Source organism: Pedococcus badiiscoriae, from assembly GCF_013408925.1.
In the GTDB taxonomy this organism is placed as follows: Bacteria; Actinomycetota; Actinomycetes; order Actinomycetales; family Dermatophilaceae; genus Pedococcus; species Pedococcus badiiscoriae.
This window is the reverse complement of the sequence record NZ_JACCAB010000001.1, coordinates 2,454,020-2,471,065: the sequence shown is the minus strand read 5'-3', so window position 1 is coordinate 2,471,065 and position 17,046 is coordinate 2,454,020. Positions and strand designations below refer to the sequence as shown.

Sequence of the window (17,046 nt, the reverse complement as noted above, 5' to 3'; positions counted from 1 at the left end):
TCCGTTGGACCTGACATGACGCCCTCGACCAACTCACACCAGCCCGGGCCTCGCACCTTTCCTCGCTCCGGCGAGTCCGGCCCCAACCTCGCCACCCTCGACCGTCTGCGCGGCCTGCGCCGCCCGCGGTTGATGCAGCCCGAAGCCCGCCGCCACCAGCTCCCGCAGGAGTGCCGCGCCTGCTAGTCCGTCACGGCGGGCGCGGGACCACTCACGACCGCCTCGTCGACGGCGGAGCTGCCCGAACCGAGCCGCGACTGCTCGTCCTTGACCCACATCCTGGTCAGGCCGCCGAAGTGGCCCTCGAACTTGTCCCACTCGTGCTGGGGATAGGTCGTCCGGATGGTGTCGGTGAGCAGGCTCGCGAAGTCCGTTGAGTCGACCCACTCCAGCACCATGTCGTCGATGTCCGGAAGCGCGACCTCGCAGAACTCGCGGTAGCGATCGGTGTCGAAGTGGCTGTCCGCCAGCCCCTGGTAGGCCGCGAGCTTGGCCTGGTAGTCGAGCGCGTCGTCGTCGGCGATCTCGAACCACGGCCCGGTGTCGACCTGGGTGCGCGCCTTGCGCCCGGTGGCGACGCAGAACACCGACCACTTCAGCAGGGCCTTCATGGCCCACGGGAAGTAGTAGTGCAGCGAGGTGACCGCCACGTCCGGGCAGGCGTTGGCGTAGTCGATGGGGTACACGACGCCGTCCTTGACGAGCATCTCGCACGAGTTGAACTCCCACCGGAAGAACGCGTTCACCGTCTGGGCGATGGTGACCGCCTCGGTGCCCAGACCCGCGTCGAGGAAGCCGTGCTGGACGGCATACCGGTTGTGCATGGGCTCGTCCGGCTGGAACTTCATCACCATGGTCTCGGGCCCGATGGTCAGTGCCCGCGCGAACACCTCGAAGTCCGCCACGGAGGCCTGCAGGTGCATCAGCATCTCGCCCGACTCGTCGTACGCGGTGTGCAGGTCGTCAACGTTCTTGACCTGCGACACGCCCCGCCAGCCGCCACCGTCGAACGGCTTCATGAACAGCGGGTAGCCCAGCTGCTCGGCGATCGCGTCGAGGTCGAAGGGCTTGTTGTACTGGGCCGCCGTGAACGCCCAGCGCGCGTTGTCGACCGGGTTCTTGTAGGGCACCAGGACCGTCTCCGGGACGTTCATCCCGAGGCGCAGCAAGGCGCAGTACGCCGAGTGCTTCTCCATGGACTGGAACGTGAAGGGGCTGTTCAGCAAGTAGACATCGTCCATCAGGGCGGCCTTCTTGAGCCACTCACGCGGGTGGTAGTACCAGTAGGCCAGCCGGTCGATCACCAGGTCCTGGCGTGGTTTGTCACGCAGGTTGAACGGCTCGATGGTCATGCGTTCGGTGTTGACCCGATGGCTCCCGCCGTCGGGGTCCGTCAGGACGCCCAGTCGACCCGCGAGGGTCTCGAAGGCGCGCGGCCAGTCTCCTTCCGCGCCCAGCAACAGTCCGATGAGGTGTTCCTGCGTCTTCGCCATGGACCCCATCCTGTCGGCTCAGGAGTCCGGCCGCGACCCCTCGCGGACGGCCAGGATCAGAACAGGGCGCTCATCAGGGAGGTGCGTGCCTTGCGCACCCGCTCGTCGTGCGAACCCACCACCGCGAACAGCTGGAGCAGGTGGTTCTTGGCCTGCTCCCGCTCCTCGCCGGCGGTTGCCCGCACCAGGTCGATGAGCCGCAGGAAGGCGTCCTCGACGTGGCCGCCGAGGAGGTCGAGGTCGGCCACCAGGCCCTGCGCGGCGACATCCAGCGGGTGTTCCGCCGCCGCGGCGCGAGCCGCCTGGAGGTCCGCGCCCTCGGTGCGCTGCATGAGGCCGACCTGGGCGAGCCCCAGCTCCGCGTCCGCGTCGGCCGGGTTCTGCTTCAGCGCCTTCTCGTATGCCGCCGCCGCACCGTCGAGGTCGCCCCGCTCGATCGCGTCGTAGGCCTCCTGGTGCAGGGGCGGGAGCTGCTCCTCGACGTCGCCGGCCTCGACGGGCTCGGCCCCGGCGAGGTCGACACGTCCCGTCACACCGTGCTGCACGGCCAGGCCGAGGAACTCGTCGAGCACCGGCCGCAGCGCCTGCTCCGGCTGGATCCCCGCGAACATCGGCACGGGCTGGCCCTGGATGAGTCCCATGGTCACCGGGACGCTCTGGACCTGGAAGGCCCGCAGCAGCGTCGGGTTCTGCTCCACGTTGACGCTGACGACCTGGAACCGGCCGTCGTAGCCTGCGGCGAGCCGCACCACGGTGTCGAGGTAGTCGCGCGACTCGGGGATCTGGGCGGCCCAGAGGACGAGCAGCATCGGGACACCCACGGAGGCGTTGGCGACCTCCTGGAAGTTCGTGTCGGTGCCCTCGACGACCACGCCGGCGCGACCGGCGATCCCGGAGCCGCCGGCCTGCCCAGAAGGCGCTGCCGGGGCGGCCGCGGGAGGCTGGCTGCGCAGCGCGGTCAGGTCGATGGCGCCCCGAAGGCCACCTGCGGTCAGCGGCTGATCAGTCATGGAGGAGATTCTCCCTCACGAGCCCTTGGCCGAGAACAGCACCTCGTTGACCGCGACGACCTGGGCCTTCCCCTCGACCGGGACGGTGAAGACCATGATCTCGTAGGACTTGAGCTCAGCACTCTTGGTCAGGGTCTTCTTGCGCACCAGTCGCTGGAAGTCGGCGCTGGGGGTCAGTGACTTGCCTCCGGGGAGCAGCGTGATCGTGTCGGTGCGTTCCAGCAGGCCGAAGACGAGCGCTCCCCCACCTCGGAGCTCGATGGCGACGGTGCTGTTCGGCGCGACGGTGTGCGTCTGCTTGAGGGTCGCGAGCTTGCCGAAGGTCTTCGCCTGGTCGGCCGCGTGGGCACGGATCCCCGTGGAGAACGGCTCGGCGGCGTCGACGTCGGGGTCGGGGACCGGCGTGGGGAAGGCGAGGCTGGCGGCATACCCCTTGAGCAGCTCGGCGGGCTGGACCGCGAGCTTGGCGCCCGGTGCGAGCAGCGGCGAGCCCGCGGTGAGGGAGTTCAGGGCGTCCACCTTGGCGCCGGGCTGCATCGTCGCCGAGGCGCTGAGCCGGAACGGCGTCCTGGCATCCGGGGAGACCAGGAGGTTCAGGACCGCTCCGCTGTCGGGCGTGCTGGTCTGGACGAGGATCAGTCGCGGCCAGCCGGTGCCCCGGGAGATCCCGAGCAGCTTGGGCGGCGCCGTGCGCACCAGCGGGGTGGTCGCGGAGGGGACGCCGGTCTGGAGCCGGCTGGCGGCGTTGGCCACGGCGAGGGCACTACCGGTGAGCGCCTGGGCCCGGAGCGTCCCGGCATCGGCGGACGTGTCCGCGCTCGCGGCGGCAGCCTTGGCCAGGACGCGGGTGGCGATGGCCTCGGCACTCTGCGCGGAGATGGGCGCGACGGTGGTGACCTGCGAGGGTGCGTCGTGCAGCCCCGCGAGGGTCGCACCGGCGCCACATCCGCTGAGAGCCAGGGCCAGGGCGCCGATGACCGCGACGCGGGCGGTGGAGCGGCTCATGCGGTCACCTCCCGGGTGGATGGGTCGGCCTTCGGCTCATTGCTCGGGTCGTCGGCGGGGTGGTCGGTCGGGCCGTCAGTCGGGTCCTCGGTCGGACGCGGCCGGTTCTGCCACAGCCCCGCGGCGCCGACCACGAGGGCCAACAGACCCACCAGCGAGAGGAGCAGCGCCTGGAAGAACCAGGTCTTGCGCTGCATCGTGACCGTCATCTTCGTGAGGGCAACCGGCCTGCCGTCAGGCGCGGCGATGACGACCGACTCAGGCGCCCCGGACTGGTCCACGGTGAGGCGCACGAGTCCGGCGCCGGTGGCGGTCTGGCGCCAGATGTCGGCCGTGTCCAGCTGGGGCGCCGGACCGGCCCCGGCCCGCGACATCACCAGGCTCCAGCTGCCGACGCGGGCGCCGGTGACCGAGATGTGCTCGGCGCCCCCGACGATCGCCCGGGCGTCGGTGGGGCTGGTGCGGCCCATCCAGATCTGGGTGCCCGGCGCGGCGACGGCCGTGATGGTCACCGAGTTGTCGACCCGGTTGAGCACCGACGGTTCGATGACGACGACAGCGCCCTTGGGAGGCCTTGCCCGCAGCACGGCGCTGCCGGATGACCCGAGGTGGACGATGAACCAGGCCCCGATGAGCAGGAGCACGAGTCCGATCACGGTCACCGCGGCGAAGAGCGCGCGTTTGCCCACAACCGACACAGTAGAGATTCCTTACGTGAGAGGGCCGACACGCGGGAGCTCCCCGCAGTCGGCGACCACACCACCATGACCCAGGTTGGCCCACGACTTCAAATCCCACCGCCTGAAAACGGTGGGTCGGTGGCATGATCGCCGGTGATGACCCCACGTCCCCGGCCCGACCTCAGTCGCCGCCCCGGTCGCCCCCGCGAAGAGGCGACTGAGCAGGCGATCACGGCTGCCGCGCGCCAGGTGCTCGCCGACAAGGGCGTGGCACGGATGTCGATGGAGCATGTGGCCGCGAAGGCCGGTGTGGCCAAGAGCACCCTCTACCGGCGTTGGCCGTCCAAGATCGAGCTGGCCGTGCACGCGGTGGCCGCGACGTTCGACGAGATCGAGATCGAGGACAACGGCTCGCTCGAGGCGGACATGCGCGCCGGCATCGGCGAAGCGGCGCGTCTGCTGCGCGACCCCTCCACCGGAGGCGCGTATGCCGCGCTGCTGGCGGAGTCGGCCCGCGACCCCGACGGGGTCGGCCAGCAGGTGCGCGCGTCGCTCTCCACCCGCCTGCACGCCCTGGTCGCCACGTCCGTCGAACGCGCGATCGACCGTGGCGAGATCCGGCAGGACATGATCGACGTCGACCTGCTCGCCGACGTCGTGGTGGGGTCGGTGATGCACCGGGCCCTCGCCACGGGGGTCCCGGACGAGGAGTTCATCGACGGGCTCATCGCCCTGCTGGCCGACGTCGCCTACGCGCGGCTCCGCCGCGAGCAGCGTGAGGCCGGCGAGCTGATCTGACCGCCGATGGTCAGAAGCGGGCGGGCTCCCGGTAGACGCCCCACTCGTCGCGCAGCGCGTCGCAGATCTCGCCCAGGGTCGCCTCGGCCCGCACCGCGTCGAGCATGGCCGGCACCATGTTGCCGTCGGTGCGTGCCACCTCGACCATGTGCTGCACAGCGGCGCGCACGGCGTCCTCGTCACGGGCCGTCTTGCGGGACTTCAGGGTCGCGACCTGCTCGCGCTCGACCTCGTGGCTCACGCGCAGGATCTCCAGCTCGTGGGTGACGGAGGCGGTGTGGCAGTTGACCCCGACGACCTTCTTGTCGCCCTTCTCCAGCGAGACCTGGTACTGGAAGGCCGCCTCGGCGATCTCGGACATGAACCAGCCGTCCTCGATCCCGCGCAGGATGCCGGAGGTCATCGGGCCGACCGCGTGGTCGACACCCCCCTCGGCGTTGCCCAGCTCGCCCATGGCCTTGATCTTGTCGAAGATCGCCTCCGCCTCGGCCTCGATCTTGTCGGTGAGGGCCTCGACGTACCAGCTGCCCCCGAGCGGGTCGGCCACGTTGATGACGCCCGTCTCCTCCATGATCACCTGCTGGGTGCGCAGTGCGATCTCGGCGGCCTGCTCGCTGGGCAGCGCGAGGGTCTCGTCGAGGGCGTTGGTGTGCAACGAGTTCGTGCCGCCGAGCACGGCCGCGAGCGCCTCGACAGCGGTGCGGACGACGTTGTTGTAGGGCTGCTGCGCGGTGAGGGAGACCCCGGCGGTCTGGGTGTGGAACCGCAGCCACTGCGCCTTGTCGGTCTTGGCGCCGTAGACGTCGCGCAGCCAGCGGGCCCAGATCCGGCGGGCGGCGCGGAACTTGGCGATCTCCTCGAAGAAGTCGAGGTGGCTGTCGAAGAAGAAGGACAGGCCCGGTGCGAACGTCTCGATGTCCAGGCCGCGCGACAGGCCGAGCTCGACGTACCCGAACCCGTCGGCCAGGGTGAAGGCCAGCTCCTGCGCGGCAGTCGAGCCGGCCTCGCGGATGTGGTAGCCCGAGACCGAGAGGGGCTTGTAGGCCGGGATGTTCTCGGCGCAGTACTCCATCAGGTCGCCGATCAGGCGCAGGTGCGGCTCGGGGGCGAACAGCCACTCCTTCTGGGCGATGTACTCCTTGAAGATGTCGGTCTGCAGCGTGCCGTTGAGGACCCCCAGGTCGACACCCTGGCGCTCGGCGGCGACGAGGTACATGCAGAAGACCGGGACTGCCGGGCCGCTGATCGTCATCGAGGTGGTGATGTCCTCGAGCGGCAGCTCGTCGAACAGCACCTCCATGTCCTTGGCGGAGTCGATCGCGACCCCGCAGTGGCCGACCTCGCCGAGGCTCATCGGGTCGTCGGAGTCGCGTCCCATCAGGGTCGGCATGTCGAACGCCACCGACAGGCCGCCGCCACCACGCTCGAGGATCATCTTGTAGCGCTCGTTGGTCTGCACCGCGTTGCCGAACCCGGCGAACTGCCGGATCGTCCAGGTGCGACCCCGGTAGCCGGTCGGGTAGAGCCCGCGGGTGAAGGGGTACTCCCCCGGCCAGCCGATCCGCTCGGGCACCCCGGAGCCGTCCGCGGGGCCGTAGACCGGCTCGACCTCCATCTGCGAGAGCGTGGTGAAGTCGGCGTCCCTCACCTGCCCCTTCGCCTGGGCTGCGTCGTAGCGCGCCTGCCAGCGGGCGGCGCCGTCGCTCGCGGTACCGGTCTCAGGGCTGCTGGGGGCGGGGTTCTGGGCCATGCCCGACAATTTACTAGGACGTCCTAGTAAATGTCACGCCGACTCCACGCTCGTGCGCCGGGGGACTGGGTCAGGCGTGGAAGTCGGCTGCTCCGACGCGCACCTTGCGCAGCAGCGCGAAGAGCTGTTCGTGCTCGGCGGCGGTCAGCATGCCGAGGCCGAACTTCTCCTTGACCAGGTCAGCGGTCGCGGCCTCCATGGCCTCGCGTCCGGCCGGCGTGATCACGGCGAGGGTGCCGCGCCCGTCGTCGGGGTTGGGCAGGCGTTCGACGAAGCCCTGCGCGTCGAGGCGCTGCACGATGTTGGTCGCGCTGGTCGGGTGGACCATCAGTCGCTGGCCGATCTTGCTCATCCCGAGCCGGCCGTCGCGGCTGAACGCCAGCAGCACGAGCGCCTCGTAGCGGGCGAAGGTCAGTCCGTGCCTGCCGACCAGGGCGTCGTAGTCCGTGATGAGCAGCTGCTGGACGCGCATGATCGACGTCGCGCTCGCCATCGCCAGCGGCTGGGAGGTGCGACCCCAGCGCCGGGTCCACAGCTGCGCCGCGCGGGTGATCGGGTCGAACGGCAGGCGAATCGGCTTCGGCACGCGCAGCAGGCTAGCCCGCCGGGACGCAGCTGGTCTCGAACTGACGACCATCGAGACGGATCCCGCCGTCGGGCTCGTGCCGCTCTCCCGTCGGCCTCGTGCGGCTAGCGCTGCGCGTCGATGGCGGCTTCGAGGCGGTCGAGCTTGGCGGTCAGCTCACCGGCATACCCGTCGCGGATGTCGGCCTTGAGCACCAGGCTCACCCGCGGGCCGAACGCGGCCACCGCGTCGACCGCGCCCTTGACCACGGCCATCACCTCGTCCCACTCCCCCTCCACCTCGGTGAACATCGAGGAGGTGCGGTGTGGCAGGCCCGACTCCCGCACGACGGTGACGGCCGCCGCGACCGCCTCACTCACCGAGCCGGTGGAGTCGGCGGGCACGGACGGGGCGACCGAGAAGGCAACGAGCATGCCCCCACCGTATGCCGCGCGGCCGGCACCGCGGCACACGCCCCGTCCGGTGCGGCCCGTCCCTCATGGCCGACTCATGCCGACCCATGCCGACTCACGGCCCACTCACGGCAGTCGGCACAGGAAGGCGGAGCAGGAAGGCGGGGGCGACCTCGACGGCACGGAAGCCGAGCCGCTCGTTGATCGAGACCATGTAGCCGTTCTGCTCGGCGTTGCACGTGACGACGCGGGTGCGCTCGGGGCCGATCCTGGCCGCCAGCTCCCGCAGGCCGCGCGCCTTCATCGCCATCCCGAGGTGGTGGCCGCGGTGCTCGGCCGTGACGAGCGTGCCCCACTGCCAGACGTTCGGCAGGTCCTCGGGCGGGATGACCAGGTCGCTGTACCCGACCACCTCGCCGGCGTCGGTGATGGCCAGGGTGGAGACCTTGCGACGGCCCTGGCGTCGGCGCTGGTCCTCGTGCACCCGGACCAGCTCGGGCGTCAGCGACTCGGGTTCGAACTCGAGGTCACCACCGGGGGCGTCGACCGCGAGCCGGTTGTAGGCGGCGCACAGCGACGGCAGCAGTGCCTCCGGGATCGGGTCGTCGAAGGTCTCGATGCGGTAGCCCCGGTGGTGCGGCGCGGCCTGCGCCATCAGGGCGTCGAGGTCGATGTCCTCGACCGGCAGGGTGCGTACCCGCACGATCTCGGTGTTGGCCAGGACGAAGCCGTTCTTCTCGGCGAACTGGCGGTAGGGGTGGTCGTCACGACGCTCGAACGGGTAGCCCGTCTCCAGGACCAGGTCGGTGCGCCGGTCCGCCCGGCAGATCGCCATCAGCTCGGCAAGCACCGCCGAGCCGATCCCGCGGCGCCGCCGATGCGGCTCGACCCAGGGCATGAGCCAGGACAGATGGGTGTTGTCGTTGGTCGCGGAGAAGGCGATGCCCGCGCCAACGACCTCCTCGCCGTCGACGGCCACCACGCAGTCCTTGCGTTCGCTGGGATCCACCTCGGTGAGCTCGATGCGCATCTCGTCCAGCCCCCACGTCGTGGCGTAGGGACGCTCGAAGCGCTCGGCACTCTCGCCGATCGCGTGGAACCGGGCGAGCTCGGCCTCGTCCGCGAGGTTGAGGCGGCGGATCTCCATCTCTCGACGGTAGGCCCGCAGAGTTGGCACCCGCCAATGGTTTTCCCGCCGTCGACGCCTCCGTCAGGGGGCGAGGTGGGCGTGCACGAGGGCAACCGTCGCGGCTCCCTCACCACTCGCGGACGCGACCCGCTTCATCGAGCCGGCGCGCAGGTCGCCGGCAGCGAAGATCCCCGGCACCGTGGTCTCCAGCGCGGCCGGGGGACGACCGTCGGCCCACCGTTCCATGGGCACCTCCCGACCGGTGTAGACGAAACCGTGCTCGTCACGCGCCACCGCGTCGGGCAGCCAGTCGCCGCACGGGTCGGCGCCGAGCAGCAGGAACAGACCCCCGGCATCGACGCGGTGGACCCCGTCCGGCCCGGACAGGGAGAGCCACTGCAGGTGCGTGTCGCCGCCTCCGTCGACCACCCGGGTCGACGTGCGCACCGAGATTCGCGCCGTGGAGCCGATCTCGCGGATGAGGTAGTCCGACATGGTGGCGGCGAGGTCGGGGCGACGGACCAGGAGGGTGACGCTCGCGGCATACCGGGCGAGGTAGACCGCCGCCTGCCCCGCGGAGTTGCCGCCACCGACCACGAAGACGTCACGTCCCTCCATCTCGCGGGTGGCGCTCGTCGCGGCGCCGTAGTAGACGCCGAGGCCGACGAGGTCCTCGAGCGGCGCGATGCCGATGCGCCGGTAGGTGACCCCCGTCGCGACGAGCACTGCCCTGGCACGCAGCTCGCCGCCCTCGGTGTGCACGACGTGGGGCTCTCCGGGGCCGGCTGCGGGTTCGATGGCCTCGGCCGCGAGGCCGGTGTAGATCCGCGCCCCGAACCGGGTCGCCTGGAAGCGGGCGCGCTGGGACAGTCGCATGCCCGAGATCCCGCGGGGGAAGCCGAGGTAGTTGCGGATCATCGAGCTGGTGCCGGCTTGGCCGCCCACCGCGTCGGCCTCGAGGACCACCGTGTCGAGACCCTCGGAGGCGCCGTAGACCGCCGCCGCCAACCCCGCCGGTCCGGACCCGATGACGACGAGGTCCACCAGGTCGGAGGCGTCCACCACCTGCGGCGAGCCGTAGACCTGTCGCGCGACCTGGCGCGCCGTGGCACCCTCGATGGCTTTGCCGACGGCTCCCGCGGTCACCACGGGAAACGCCGGCGAGGCGCCGCTCTGCACGGAGGGCAGCTCGGCCAGGACACGCCGACCCACCTCGCTGTCGGGTGAGTGGACGCCGTGCGGGATCCCCATCCGGTCGAGGAAGTCCCTGATCCTCGAGACCTCGGCGCGCGAGCCGCCCTCGATGATCTGGACGCCCTCGATCTCAGGGCTCGAGGCGGTCCAGCCCCAGTCGGAGAGGTACTCGGTGACAGCCGTGTGGAACTCCTCGTCGCGAGGTCCCTGGGGGATGAGCAGGTAGGTGTCGATCCGGCCCTGCCCGAGTGCCACACGCAGCGCGGGCAGCGCGCGTCGGAAGTCATCCATGGTGGGCAGGCAGATCCGGCGCGCGGTCGGCAGCTTGGTGTGCAGCTCGTCGACGAGGTCCAGACCCGACTCGACCCCGGGCACGGTCCAGCCGACGCCCAGCAGGGCCACAGGCTGCTGGTCGACCAGGGTCCGCTCGACCAGGCTGCGCCCGGCCTCGGCCGTGTCGGCGCAGAGGACGTCGTAGTCCCTTGCGTAGCGCCCGAACTCGCTGTCCACGGTGGGGATGTGCTCGGCCGCGACGACCAGCACGATCGCGGGGCGAACCCGGGCCGGCACGGTCACTGCCTGGTGTCGCTGTCGATCAGCCAGGAGTCGCCGCTGCGCACGACCTTGAACAGGTGGGTCTCCTGCGTCCTGCTGTCGTCCTTTCGGACGAAGGTCAGCGCGGCCGTGACCTGGCCGGCCGCGGCGTTGGGCTGCACGGCGCCGACCTCGACCGCCTTGAAGCCCTGCCAGAACGCCTCGTAGCCGGCGCGCCCGCCCGACGACACCTGCATCTTCGGAGTCAGCTCGGCGAACGTCTGGTCCCGCTTGTCGGCCTTGGTGACGTCGCGGTAGTACTGCTTCACGAACTTGGTCAGCTGGGCGTCGGACCCGGGGGGCGCCGTCGTCGTCGTGGTGGTCGACGTCGTGCTCGTCGTGCTGGACGAGCTCGACGAGCTGGAGGACGACGAGCTCGACGGTGTCTCGGTCTGCGTGTGCGTCGAGGTGATGGTGGTCGTCCGTCCCGGCGTGGGGGCGTTGGTGCCGAAGCCGTCGGTCAGCGCGTAGGCGATCGCGAGCCCGACGAGCGCCAGGACGAGCAGCGCCGCGAGCCAGGCCAGCGGGCGCGAGCGCTCACGCGATGCGTCGTCGCGAGGCTGGTGTGCCGTGGGCGACGGGTAGGCCGCGGGCGGCGGCGGGGGCGGCGTCTCGAGGCGTTGGGTGCTCTCCAGGGGGCTCGCGAGGACCTCGGTGGCCCCGGCCGCCGCTGCGCCCGCCGCGGGCACCGCCCCCGCAGGCAGGGTCATCGTGGTGTCGCCGTTGGCGACCCGGCCCAGTCGCTCGGACGCGGTGGCCATGTCCCACCGCCGCTCGGGGTCGTGGTCCATCATCGCCGCGATGGCGCCGCCGATCGGTCCGGCCTGCTCCATCGGCCGGGCCGTGCCACGCGCGATGGCCTGCAGCGTCGCGAGCGGGTTGGCCTGCGCCTCGTAGGGAGGCAGACCCTCCACCGCGTAGTAGAGCGTCGCGCCCAGGGCCCAGACGTCGGTGGCGGGGGTCGGGTCACCACCTCGCGCCAGCTCGGGTGAGAGGTAGCCGGGGGTGCCGGTCATGAACCCGGTCTGGGTGAGCTGGTCGTCCGCGTGCGCCCGGGCGATCCCGAAGTCGCTGATCTTGGGGGTGCCCGCCTTGTCGATGAGGATGTTTCCCGGCTTGATGTCGCGGTGGACGATGCCGCGCGCGTGAGCCCGCGCCAGGGCACTGGCCACGGCGGAACCGATGGCGGCGACCCGGGTGGGCGGCAGGGCGCCGACCTCCTGGATCTCCTCGGCCAGGCTCTGGCCCTCGACGTACTCCATGACCAGCCAGTGGGAGTCGTTCTCGTCGACGACGTCGTACACCCCGACCGCGTGGGCGTCGTTGAGGGATGCCGCGATCCGGGCCTCGCGCATCGCGCGCGCCGCGGCCGCCGGTTCGCCCGGCAGCGCCCCGATCTGCTTGACCGCCACCTGGCGCCCGAGCACGGTGTCGCGGCACAGCCAGACGGTGCCCATCCCACCACTGCCGATGGAACGGACCACCTCGTAGCGTCCGGCGATGACCTGGGGCTGCACTGGGGTCCTTTCGGTCGGGTCGGGGTTCACCCTATTCGCCACGGGTGCTCCTTGACACTCCACGGGGACCAAGTGCGACGCTGCAAGGGTGCGACCAAGCCTGTATGAGTACGCCGGCGGCGAGGCAGCCTTCCTCGCCCTGGCCAGGGCGCACCACGAGCGCTGTGTCGCCGACCCGATGCTGAACCACCCGTTCAGCAAGGAGGACATGAACCCGCTGCACGTCGAACGGCTGGCCGGCTACTGGGCCGAGGTGCTCGGCGGACCACCGCGGTTCTCCGAGCAGCTGAGCGACCACTCCTCGATGCTGCGGATGCACGCCGGCAACGGGCCCGGGATGCTCGAGCTCGGGCCACGATTCGTCGAGTGCTTCGTCGCGGCGGCCGACGACGTCGGGCTCCCCGACGACCCCGCGTTCAGGGCGGCCCTGCGGGCCTACATGGAGTGGGCGGTCGCCGACGTCAACGAGTTCTTCGAGCCGGACGCGACGGTCCCCGCCGGCTTCCGTATGCCGCGCTGGGACTGGGACGGCCTGGTCACCTCCGGCCGCGACTGAGCCGGTCACTGACCCTAGTCCGAGTCCGAAGGTGCCCGTCAGGCGAGGGCGTCGACGATCTGGTCGGCCGCGGCATACGGGTCGGTCGTGCCGTCCACCACGGCGGCGGCGAGCTCGTCCACGCCGTTGCCGTGACGGAGGTCGCCCATCTTGGCGCGCAGCGCCTGGAGGGCGATCGACTCGATCTCGTCGCCGGCCCGACGGACCCGGCGCTCGCGCAGGGCACCCGACTCCTCCATCCAGGCCGTGTGCTTCTCGATCGCCTCGATGACCTCGTCGATGCCCTGGCCTTGCTGCGCAACGGTCTTCAGCACGGGCGGACGCCACAGGTGGGGCTCGGTGCGGTCGCCCAGGGAGATCATGTGGCGGATGTCGCGGACGGTGGCGTCGGCGCCGTCGCGGTCCGCCTTGTTGACCACGAAGAGGTCGCCGATCTCGAGGATCCCCGCCTTGGCGGCCTGGATGCCGTCGCCCATGCCGGGCGCCAGCAGCACGATCGTCGTGTCGGCGAGACCCGCGACCTCGACCTCGGACTGGCCCACGCCCACGGTCTCGACGAGGATCACGTCGCACCCGGCGGCGTCGAGGACGCGCAGCGCCTGGGGCGTGGTCCACGAGAGCCCACCCAGGTGGCCGCGACTGGCCATCGAGCGGATGTAGACCTCGGGGTCGAGAGCGTGGTCCTGCATGCGCACCCGGTCGCCGAGCAGCGCGCCGCCGGAGAACGGCGACGACGGGTCGACGGCGAGGATGCCGATCCGCTTGCCCTGCGCGCGCAGGGCGCCGACCAGCGCGTTCGTCGAGGTGGACTTGCCGACACCGGGGCTGCCGGTGATGCCGATGATGTGCGCCCTGCCGGTGTGGGGGGCCAGCGCGGCCATCACCTCACGCAGGGCCGGGTGGCCGTCCTCGACGAGCGAGATCAGCCGCGCGACGGCACGAGGCGACCCTGCCCTGGCCGACTCGACCAGGGCAGGGACGTCGACGGTGCGGGGGGCCACTCAGGCCTTGGCGTCGGTGGTCGCGTCGCTCTTGGGCACGCGCACGATGAGCGCGTCACCCTGGCCGCCTCCACCGCAGAGGGCGGCTGCGCCCACGCCGCCGCCACGACGGCCGAGCTCGAGCGCGAGGTGCAGGGCGATCCGGGCTCCGGACATGCCGATCGGGTGTCCGAGGGCGATCGCGCCGCCATTGACGTTGACCTTGTCGACGTCGATGCCCAGCTCCTTGGCGGACGCGAGACCCACGGCGGCGAACGCCTCGTTGATCTCCACGAGGTCGAGGTCGGCCGGCGTGATGCCCTCGCGCTCGCAGGCCCTGGCGATGGCCCGGGCCGGCTGCTGCTGGAGGGTGGAGTCAGGTCCGGCAACCACGCCGTGCGCGCCGATCTCGGCGATCCAGCTGAGGCCCAGCTCCTGCGCCTTCGTCTTGCTCATCACCACGACGGCGGCGGCGCCGTCACTGATCTGGCTCGCCGAACCGGCCGTGATGGTGCCGTCCTTGGAGAAGGCCGGGCGGAGCTTGCCGAGCGTCTCGGTCGTCGTGTCGGCGCGGATGCCTTCGTCGGTCCTGAACTCCAGCGGGTCGCCCTTGCGCTGCGGGATGGACACGGTGACGACCTCGTCGTCGAAGAGGCCGTCCTTCCAGGCGCGGGCGGCGAGCTGGTGGCTCCGGGCGCTGAACTCGTCCTGCTGCTCGCGGGTGAACTCCTGGTCGCCGGTGTTCGCCTGCTCGGTGAGCAGGCCCATCGCCTGGTCGGTGAAGGCGTCCCACAGCCCGTCGAAGGCCATGTGGTCGCGCATCGTGACGTCGCCGTACTTGAAGCCCTCGCGGGACTTCTCGAGCAGGTGCGGCGCGTTGGTCATCGACTCCTGGCCACCGGCCACGACGACGTCGAACTCGCCCGCGCGGATGAGCTGGTCGGCCATGGCGATGGCGTTGATGCCCGACAGGCAGACCTTGTTGATCGTCAGCGCCGGGACTGACATCGGGATGCCGGCCTTCGCGGCGGCCTGGCGGGCGGGGATCTGGCCGGCACCGGCCTGCAGCACCTGACCCATGATCACGTAGTCGACCTGGTCGGGGCTCACGCCCGCCTTCTCCAGGGCGCCCTTGATGGCGAAGCCACCGAGGTCGGCGCCCGAGAAGTCCTTGAGCGAGCCGAGCAGGCGACCCATGGGCGTGCGGGCACCCGCGACGATGACGGAAACGGGACGATCGGACATGGTGACAAGGCCTCCAGCGCCATTGGGGACTACCTGCGTTCACTCTAATGCGGCGCCGGACGCACGGAGCCGTCAGGGCGGGTGGTCCTGACCACACTCGGGCAGGCACGTCGGACACCTTGTCGCGGCGGCGGTCGGGGTCCATCCTTGGATGGGGCCGGGGCCCTTGCCGCGAGCGGCGGGGCAGAGCCCGGCCGGCCTATCGGAGGAGCGGGCAATGGGCGGACGCACGGTACGCAGACGGTTCTGGGCCGAAGCGGTCCTCGCGGGGATCGGCGCACTCCTGGCCCTCGTCACCGCGGTGGCGCCCGACTGGATCGAGCGCGTCGGGGGCGGGGGCGGCGACGCCGGCAGTGGCAGCACCGAGCGCGCCATCGTCCTGCTGTTCCTGGCGGCGGCAGTGGTCCTGGCGGGGCTGGCCAGCGTGGAGTGGCGTCGACCCCTGCAGGCCGAGGTGGCCCGTCACCGCTCCGGGCGCACAGGGCGCACAGGGCGCTCTGGGGGCTCTGGGGGCTCTGGGGGTTCAGCGGGTTCAGCGGGTTCAGGGGGCGACTGGAGCCGATGACCACCAAGCGGCGGGCCGGCGCCACCGAGACCAGCCACGAAGGTGAGGACGCCCTGGCGGGCCGCCACGTCCGTCCCGGCACGAGACGGGCCCGGGCCCGTGAGGACGCCCTGGCCGCGGCCCAGGAGGTCGAGCGAGTGCCCGGCACTGCCGACCAGCCGCTGGACCGCGGCACGCCCATGAGCGACAGCGATCTCGACCAGCGTGACCGGCAGCAGTCGTCCCAGCGCAAGAAGCCGGGCCCTAAGCCCCCCGAGACGCCCCACGCCACGCCGGTCGAGCCGGCGGCGTCCGCTCCCCCGCCGACCGACCCCGAGTGAACGGCGCCCACCCATGGTGACGATCACCTCGAACCTCGCCCTCGACGACACAGCCACCGGCACCCAGACCGGGACGGTCGGTGAGCCATCCGTCGGCATGTCCTCCTCGACCCTGTTCGTCACGGGCAACTGGTATGCCACGCGCTCGGCCGACGGCGGAGCGACCTGGTCGCTGCTCGACCCCTTCACCGAGTTCCCGGCCGACCGCGGGATGTTCTGCTGCGACCAGCTCGTCACGTACCTGTCGACCGAGCGACTCTGGGTGTGGCTGTTGCAGTACTCGAAATCGGGGCGCAGCAACATCTTTCGGCTTGCCGTCAGCCGGACGGCCGCGGCCGGGACCTGGCGGTGGTGGGACGTCGCGCCCGCGGACCTCGACCCCACCTGGACCGACGTGTGGTTCGACTTCCCGCACCTCGAGGTCAGCACCAAGAACCTGTGGCTGACCTTCAACCACTACGACGCCTCCGACCGGTGGGTGCGCGCCGGAGCCATCCGGTATGCGCGCGCCGACCTCAAAGGGACGGGTCCCCTGACCCGGCGTCACTGGACGACTACCGCCGTCGGCTCGCTGCGCCTGGTCTCGGGTGCCGGCACGTCGATGTGGTTCGCGGGCAGCGACCAGGCCCATCGGTCGCTGCGGCTGTTCCAGTGGCCGGACGATGCGCCTGACGTCACCGCGTGGACCATCCCGGTCACGGCGTGGAACGACACCGACTTCGTCTCGAACGGCCCCGACGGCCAGCCGTGGCTCAGCCGCTGCGATGACCGGATCACCGGTGCCTGGCGGGCCGGTGGCCGGCTCGGCTTCCTGTGGAGCGCCGGCCGCGGCCCGGGCCGACCCCAGCCCTACATCCGCGGCGTGACGCTGGACGAGCAGTCGCTGGCCGTCCTGTCCGAGCCCGACCTGTGGAGCCAGAACGGCGCCTGGGCCTATCCGGCGACCGCTCCCAACAAGCGTGGGGTCATCGGCCTCTCGGCGTTCTTCGGCGGCCCCACCCAGCCTGCCCACGCGGTCGGCGTGCTCGACCAGCAGGCGAACACCTGGACCACGAAGACCACCGCGACGTCGACCGACTCACCGCAGGCCGGCAAGTGGGGCGACTACGTCGTCTGCCGGGCCCACCCGACGAAGAGCACCTCGTGGGTCGCCAGCGGCTACACGCTGCAGGGCGGTAAGGACCGCCGCAACATCGAGCCGCGGGTCGTCGTCTTCCGCTCCTGAGCCCAGG

At 71.2% G+C, this 17,046-nt stretch carries 18 protein-coding genes; 6 read left to right on the top strand and 12 right to left on the bottom strand.

Annotated features, from left to right (window positions below):
* Positions 1–15 precede the first annotated feature (15 nt).
* Positions 16–186 (top strand): hypothetical protein, encoded by a 171-nt coding sequence (locus tag BJ986_RS11640; protein WP_179422128.1) that lies wholly within the window; start codon positions 16–18, stop codon positions 184–186.
* Here the strand turns inward: BJ986_RS11640 and BJ986_RS11635 are convergent.
* From BJ986_RS11635 to BJ986_RS11620, 4 genes are read right to left on the bottom strand one after another with little or no spacing between them, the layout of a single operon-like run.
* A complete protein-coding gene (locus BJ986_RS11635) occupies positions 183–1,493 on the bottom strand; it encodes an ATP-grasp domain-containing protein (RefSeq protein ID WP_179422127.1) in 1,311 nt (436 codons plus the stop codon). The genes BJ986_RS11640 and BJ986_RS11635 overlap by 4 nt on opposite strands.
* Before the next feature lie 56 nt (positions 1,494–1,549).
* Positions 1,550–2,503 (bottom strand): tetratricopeptide repeat protein, encoded by a 954-nt coding sequence (locus BJ986_RS11630; protein WP_179422126.1) that lies wholly within the window; start codon positions 2,501–2,503, stop codon positions 1,550–1,552.
* A 15-nt stretch (positions 2,504–2,518) separates the two neighbouring features.
* The gene (locus BJ986_RS11625; protein WP_179422125.1) at positions 2,519–3,508 is read right to left on the bottom strand and encodes a hypothetical protein; all 990 of its coding nucleotides are present in this window, start codon (positions 3,506–3,508) and stop codon (positions 2,519–2,521) included.
* Positions 3,505–4,197 carry a hypothetical protein gene (locus BJ986_RS11620; RefSeq protein ID WP_179422124.1) on the bottom strand — a complete coding sequence of 231 codons (693 nt, stop codon included), beginning with the start codon at positions 4,195–4,197 and terminating at the stop codon, positions 3,505–3,507. Before BJ986_RS11620 ends, BJ986_RS11625 begins: the two co-directional genes overlap by 4 nt.
* Positions 4,198–4,344: 147 nt before the next feature.
* Here BJ986_RS11620 and BJ986_RS11615 point away from each other — a divergent pair, with 147 nt between their 5' ends.
* On the top strand, positions 4,345–4,986 hold the full coding sequence (locus BJ986_RS11615) for a TetR/AcrR family transcriptional regulator (RefSeq protein ID WP_179422123.1): 642 nt from the start codon (positions 4,345–4,347) through the stop codon (positions 4,984–4,986).
* A gap of 10 nt (positions 4,987–4,996) precedes the next feature.
* Here BJ986_RS11615 and BJ986_RS11610 read toward each other — a convergent pair whose 3' ends face one another.
* From BJ986_RS11610 to BJ986_RS11585, 6 genes are all read right to left on the bottom strand, one after another.
* On the bottom strand, positions 4,997–6,736 hold the full coding sequence (locus tag BJ986_RS11610) for a coenzyme B12-dependent isobutyryl-CoA mutase large subunit (RefSeq protein WP_179422122.1): 1,740 nt from the start codon (positions 6,734–6,736) through the stop codon (positions 4,997–4,999).
* Between the two features lie 70 nt (positions 6,737–6,806).
* Complete coding sequence (locus BJ986_RS11605) at positions 6,807–7,322, bottom strand: MarR family transcriptional regulator (RefSeq protein WP_179422121.1); 516 nt, start codon at positions 7,320–7,322, stop codon at positions 6,807–6,809.
* A gap of 104 nt (positions 7,323–7,426) precedes the next feature.
* Positions 7,427–7,735: a thiamine-binding protein gene (locus BJ986_RS11600; protein WP_179422120.1), complete on the bottom strand. Its 309-nt coding sequence runs from the start codon at positions 7,733–7,735 to the stop codon at positions 7,427–7,429.
* Between the two features lie 94 nt (positions 7,736–7,829).
* Positions 7,830–8,861 (bottom strand): GNAT family N-acetyltransferase, encoded by a 1,032-nt coding sequence (locus BJ986_RS11595; protein WP_179422119.1) that lies wholly within the window; start codon positions 8,859–8,861, stop codon positions 7,830–7,832.
* A 63-nt stretch (positions 8,862–8,924) separates the two neighbouring features.
* The gene (locus BJ986_RS11590) at positions 8,925–10,607 is read right to left on the bottom strand and encodes an NAD(P)/FAD-dependent oxidoreductase (RefSeq protein ID WP_337795190.1); all 1,683 of its coding nucleotides are present in this window, start codon (positions 10,605–10,607) and stop codon (positions 8,925–8,927) included.
* 2 nt (positions 10,608–10,609) lie between these two features.
* Positions 10,610–12,190 (bottom strand): protein kinase domain-containing protein, encoded by a 1,581-nt coding sequence (locus BJ986_RS11585; protein WP_179422117.1) that lies wholly within the window; start codon positions 12,188–12,190, stop codon positions 10,610–10,612.
* A gap of 46 nt (positions 12,191–12,236) precedes the next feature.
* Here BJ986_RS11585 and BJ986_RS11580 point away from each other — a divergent pair, with 46 nt between their 5' ends.
* Positions 12,237–12,704: a globin domain-containing protein gene (locus tag BJ986_RS11580; RefSeq protein WP_179422116.1), complete on the top strand. Its 468-nt coding sequence runs from the start codon at positions 12,237–12,239 to the stop codon at positions 12,702–12,704.
* Between the two features lie 38 nt (positions 12,705–12,742).
* Here the strand turns inward: BJ986_RS11580 and meaB are convergent, their stop codons facing one another.
* Both meaB and BJ986_RS11570 read right to left on the bottom strand, forming a co-directional pair.
* Positions 12,743–13,705 (bottom strand): methylmalonyl Co-A mutase-associated GTPase MeaB, encoded by a 963-nt coding sequence (gene meaB / locus BJ986_RS11575; protein ID WP_179422115.1) that lies wholly within the window; start codon positions 13,703–13,705, stop codon positions 12,743–12,745.
* Positions 13,706–14,929, bottom strand: a complete 1,224-nt coding sequence (locus tag BJ986_RS11570; RefSeq protein ID WP_179422114.1) for an acetyl-CoA C-acetyltransferase — start codon at positions 14,927–14,929, stop codon at positions 13,706–13,708.
* Positions 14,930–15,146: 217 nt separating this feature from the next.
* Here BJ986_RS11570 and BJ986_RS11565 point away from each other — a divergent pair, with 217 nt between their 5' ends.
* The 3 genes from BJ986_RS11565 to BJ986_RS11555 are packed head-to-tail and all read left to right on the top strand — an operon-like array spanning position 15,147 to position 17,039.
* Entirely contained in the window at positions 15,147–15,494 is a 348-nt protein-coding gene (locus BJ986_RS11565; protein WP_179422113.1) for an ABC transporter permease, read from the top strand.
* The gene (locus tag BJ986_RS11560) at positions 15,491–15,814 is read left to right on the top strand and encodes a hypothetical protein (protein WP_179422112.1); all 324 of its coding nucleotides are present in this window, start codon (positions 15,491–15,493) and stop codon (positions 15,812–15,814) included. Before BJ986_RS11565 ends, BJ986_RS11560 begins: the two co-directional genes overlap by 4 nt.
* A 13-nt stretch (positions 15,815–15,827) precedes the next feature.
* Positions 15,828–17,039 carry a hypothetical protein gene (locus BJ986_RS11555; RefSeq protein ID WP_179422111.1) on the top strand — a complete coding sequence of 404 codons (1,212 nt, stop codon included), beginning with the start codon at positions 15,828–15,830 and terminating at the stop codon, positions 17,037–17,039.
* Positions 17,040–17,046 lie beyond the last annotated feature (7 nt).

What these genes read in the sequence shown, in the direction of transcription:
- BJ986_RS11640 (WP_179422128.1), top strand. Translation starts at nt 16, where the DNA reads ATGACGCCCTCGACCAACTCACACCAGCCCGGGCCTCGCACCTTTCCT.
- BJ986_RS11635 (WP_179422127.1), bottom strand. Translation starts at nt 1,493, where the DNA reads ATGGCGAAGACGCAGGAACACCTCATCGGACTGTTGCTGGGCGCGGAA.
- BJ986_RS11630 (WP_179422126.1), bottom strand. Translation starts at nt 2,503, where the DNA reads ATGACTGATCAGCCGCTGACCGCAGGTGGCCTTCGGGGCGCCATCGAC.
- BJ986_RS11625 (WP_179422125.1), bottom strand. Translation starts at nt 3,508, where the DNA reads ATGAGCCGCTCCACCGCCCGCGTCGCGGTCATCGGCGCCCTGGCCCTG.
- BJ986_RS11615 (WP_179422123.1), top strand. Translation starts at nt 4,345, where the DNA reads ATGACCCCACGTCCCCGGCCCGACCTCAGTCGCCGCCCCGGTCGCCCC.
- BJ986_RS11610 (WP_179422122.1), bottom strand. Translation starts at nt 6,736, where the DNA reads ATGGCCCAGAACCCCGCCCCCAGCAGCCCTGAGACCGGTACCGCGAGC.
- BJ986_RS11600 (WP_179422120.1), bottom strand. Translation starts at nt 7,735, where the DNA reads ATGCTCGTTGCCTTCTCGGTCGCCCCGTCCGTGCCCGCCGACTCCACC.
- BJ986_RS11595 (WP_179422119.1), bottom strand. Translation starts at nt 8,861, where the DNA reads ATGGAGATCCGCCGCCTCAACCTCGCGGACGAGGCCGAGCTCGCCCGG.
- BJ986_RS11570 (WP_179422114.1), bottom strand. Translation starts at nt 14,929, where the DNA reads ATGTCCGATCGTCCCGTTTCCGTCATCGTCGCGGGTGCCCGCACGCCC.
- BJ986_RS11565 (WP_179422113.1), top strand. Translation starts at nt 15,147, where the DNA reads ATGGGCGGACGCACGGTACGCAGACGGTTCTGGGCCGAAGCGGTCCTC.
- BJ986_RS11560 (WP_179422112.1), top strand. Translation starts at nt 15,491, where the DNA reads ATGACCACCAAGCGGCGGGCCGGCGCCACCGAGACCAGCCACGAAGGT.
- BJ986_RS11555 (WP_179422111.1), top strand. Translation starts at nt 15,828, where the DNA reads ATGGTGACGATCACCTCGAACCTCGCCCTCGACGACACAGCCACCGGC.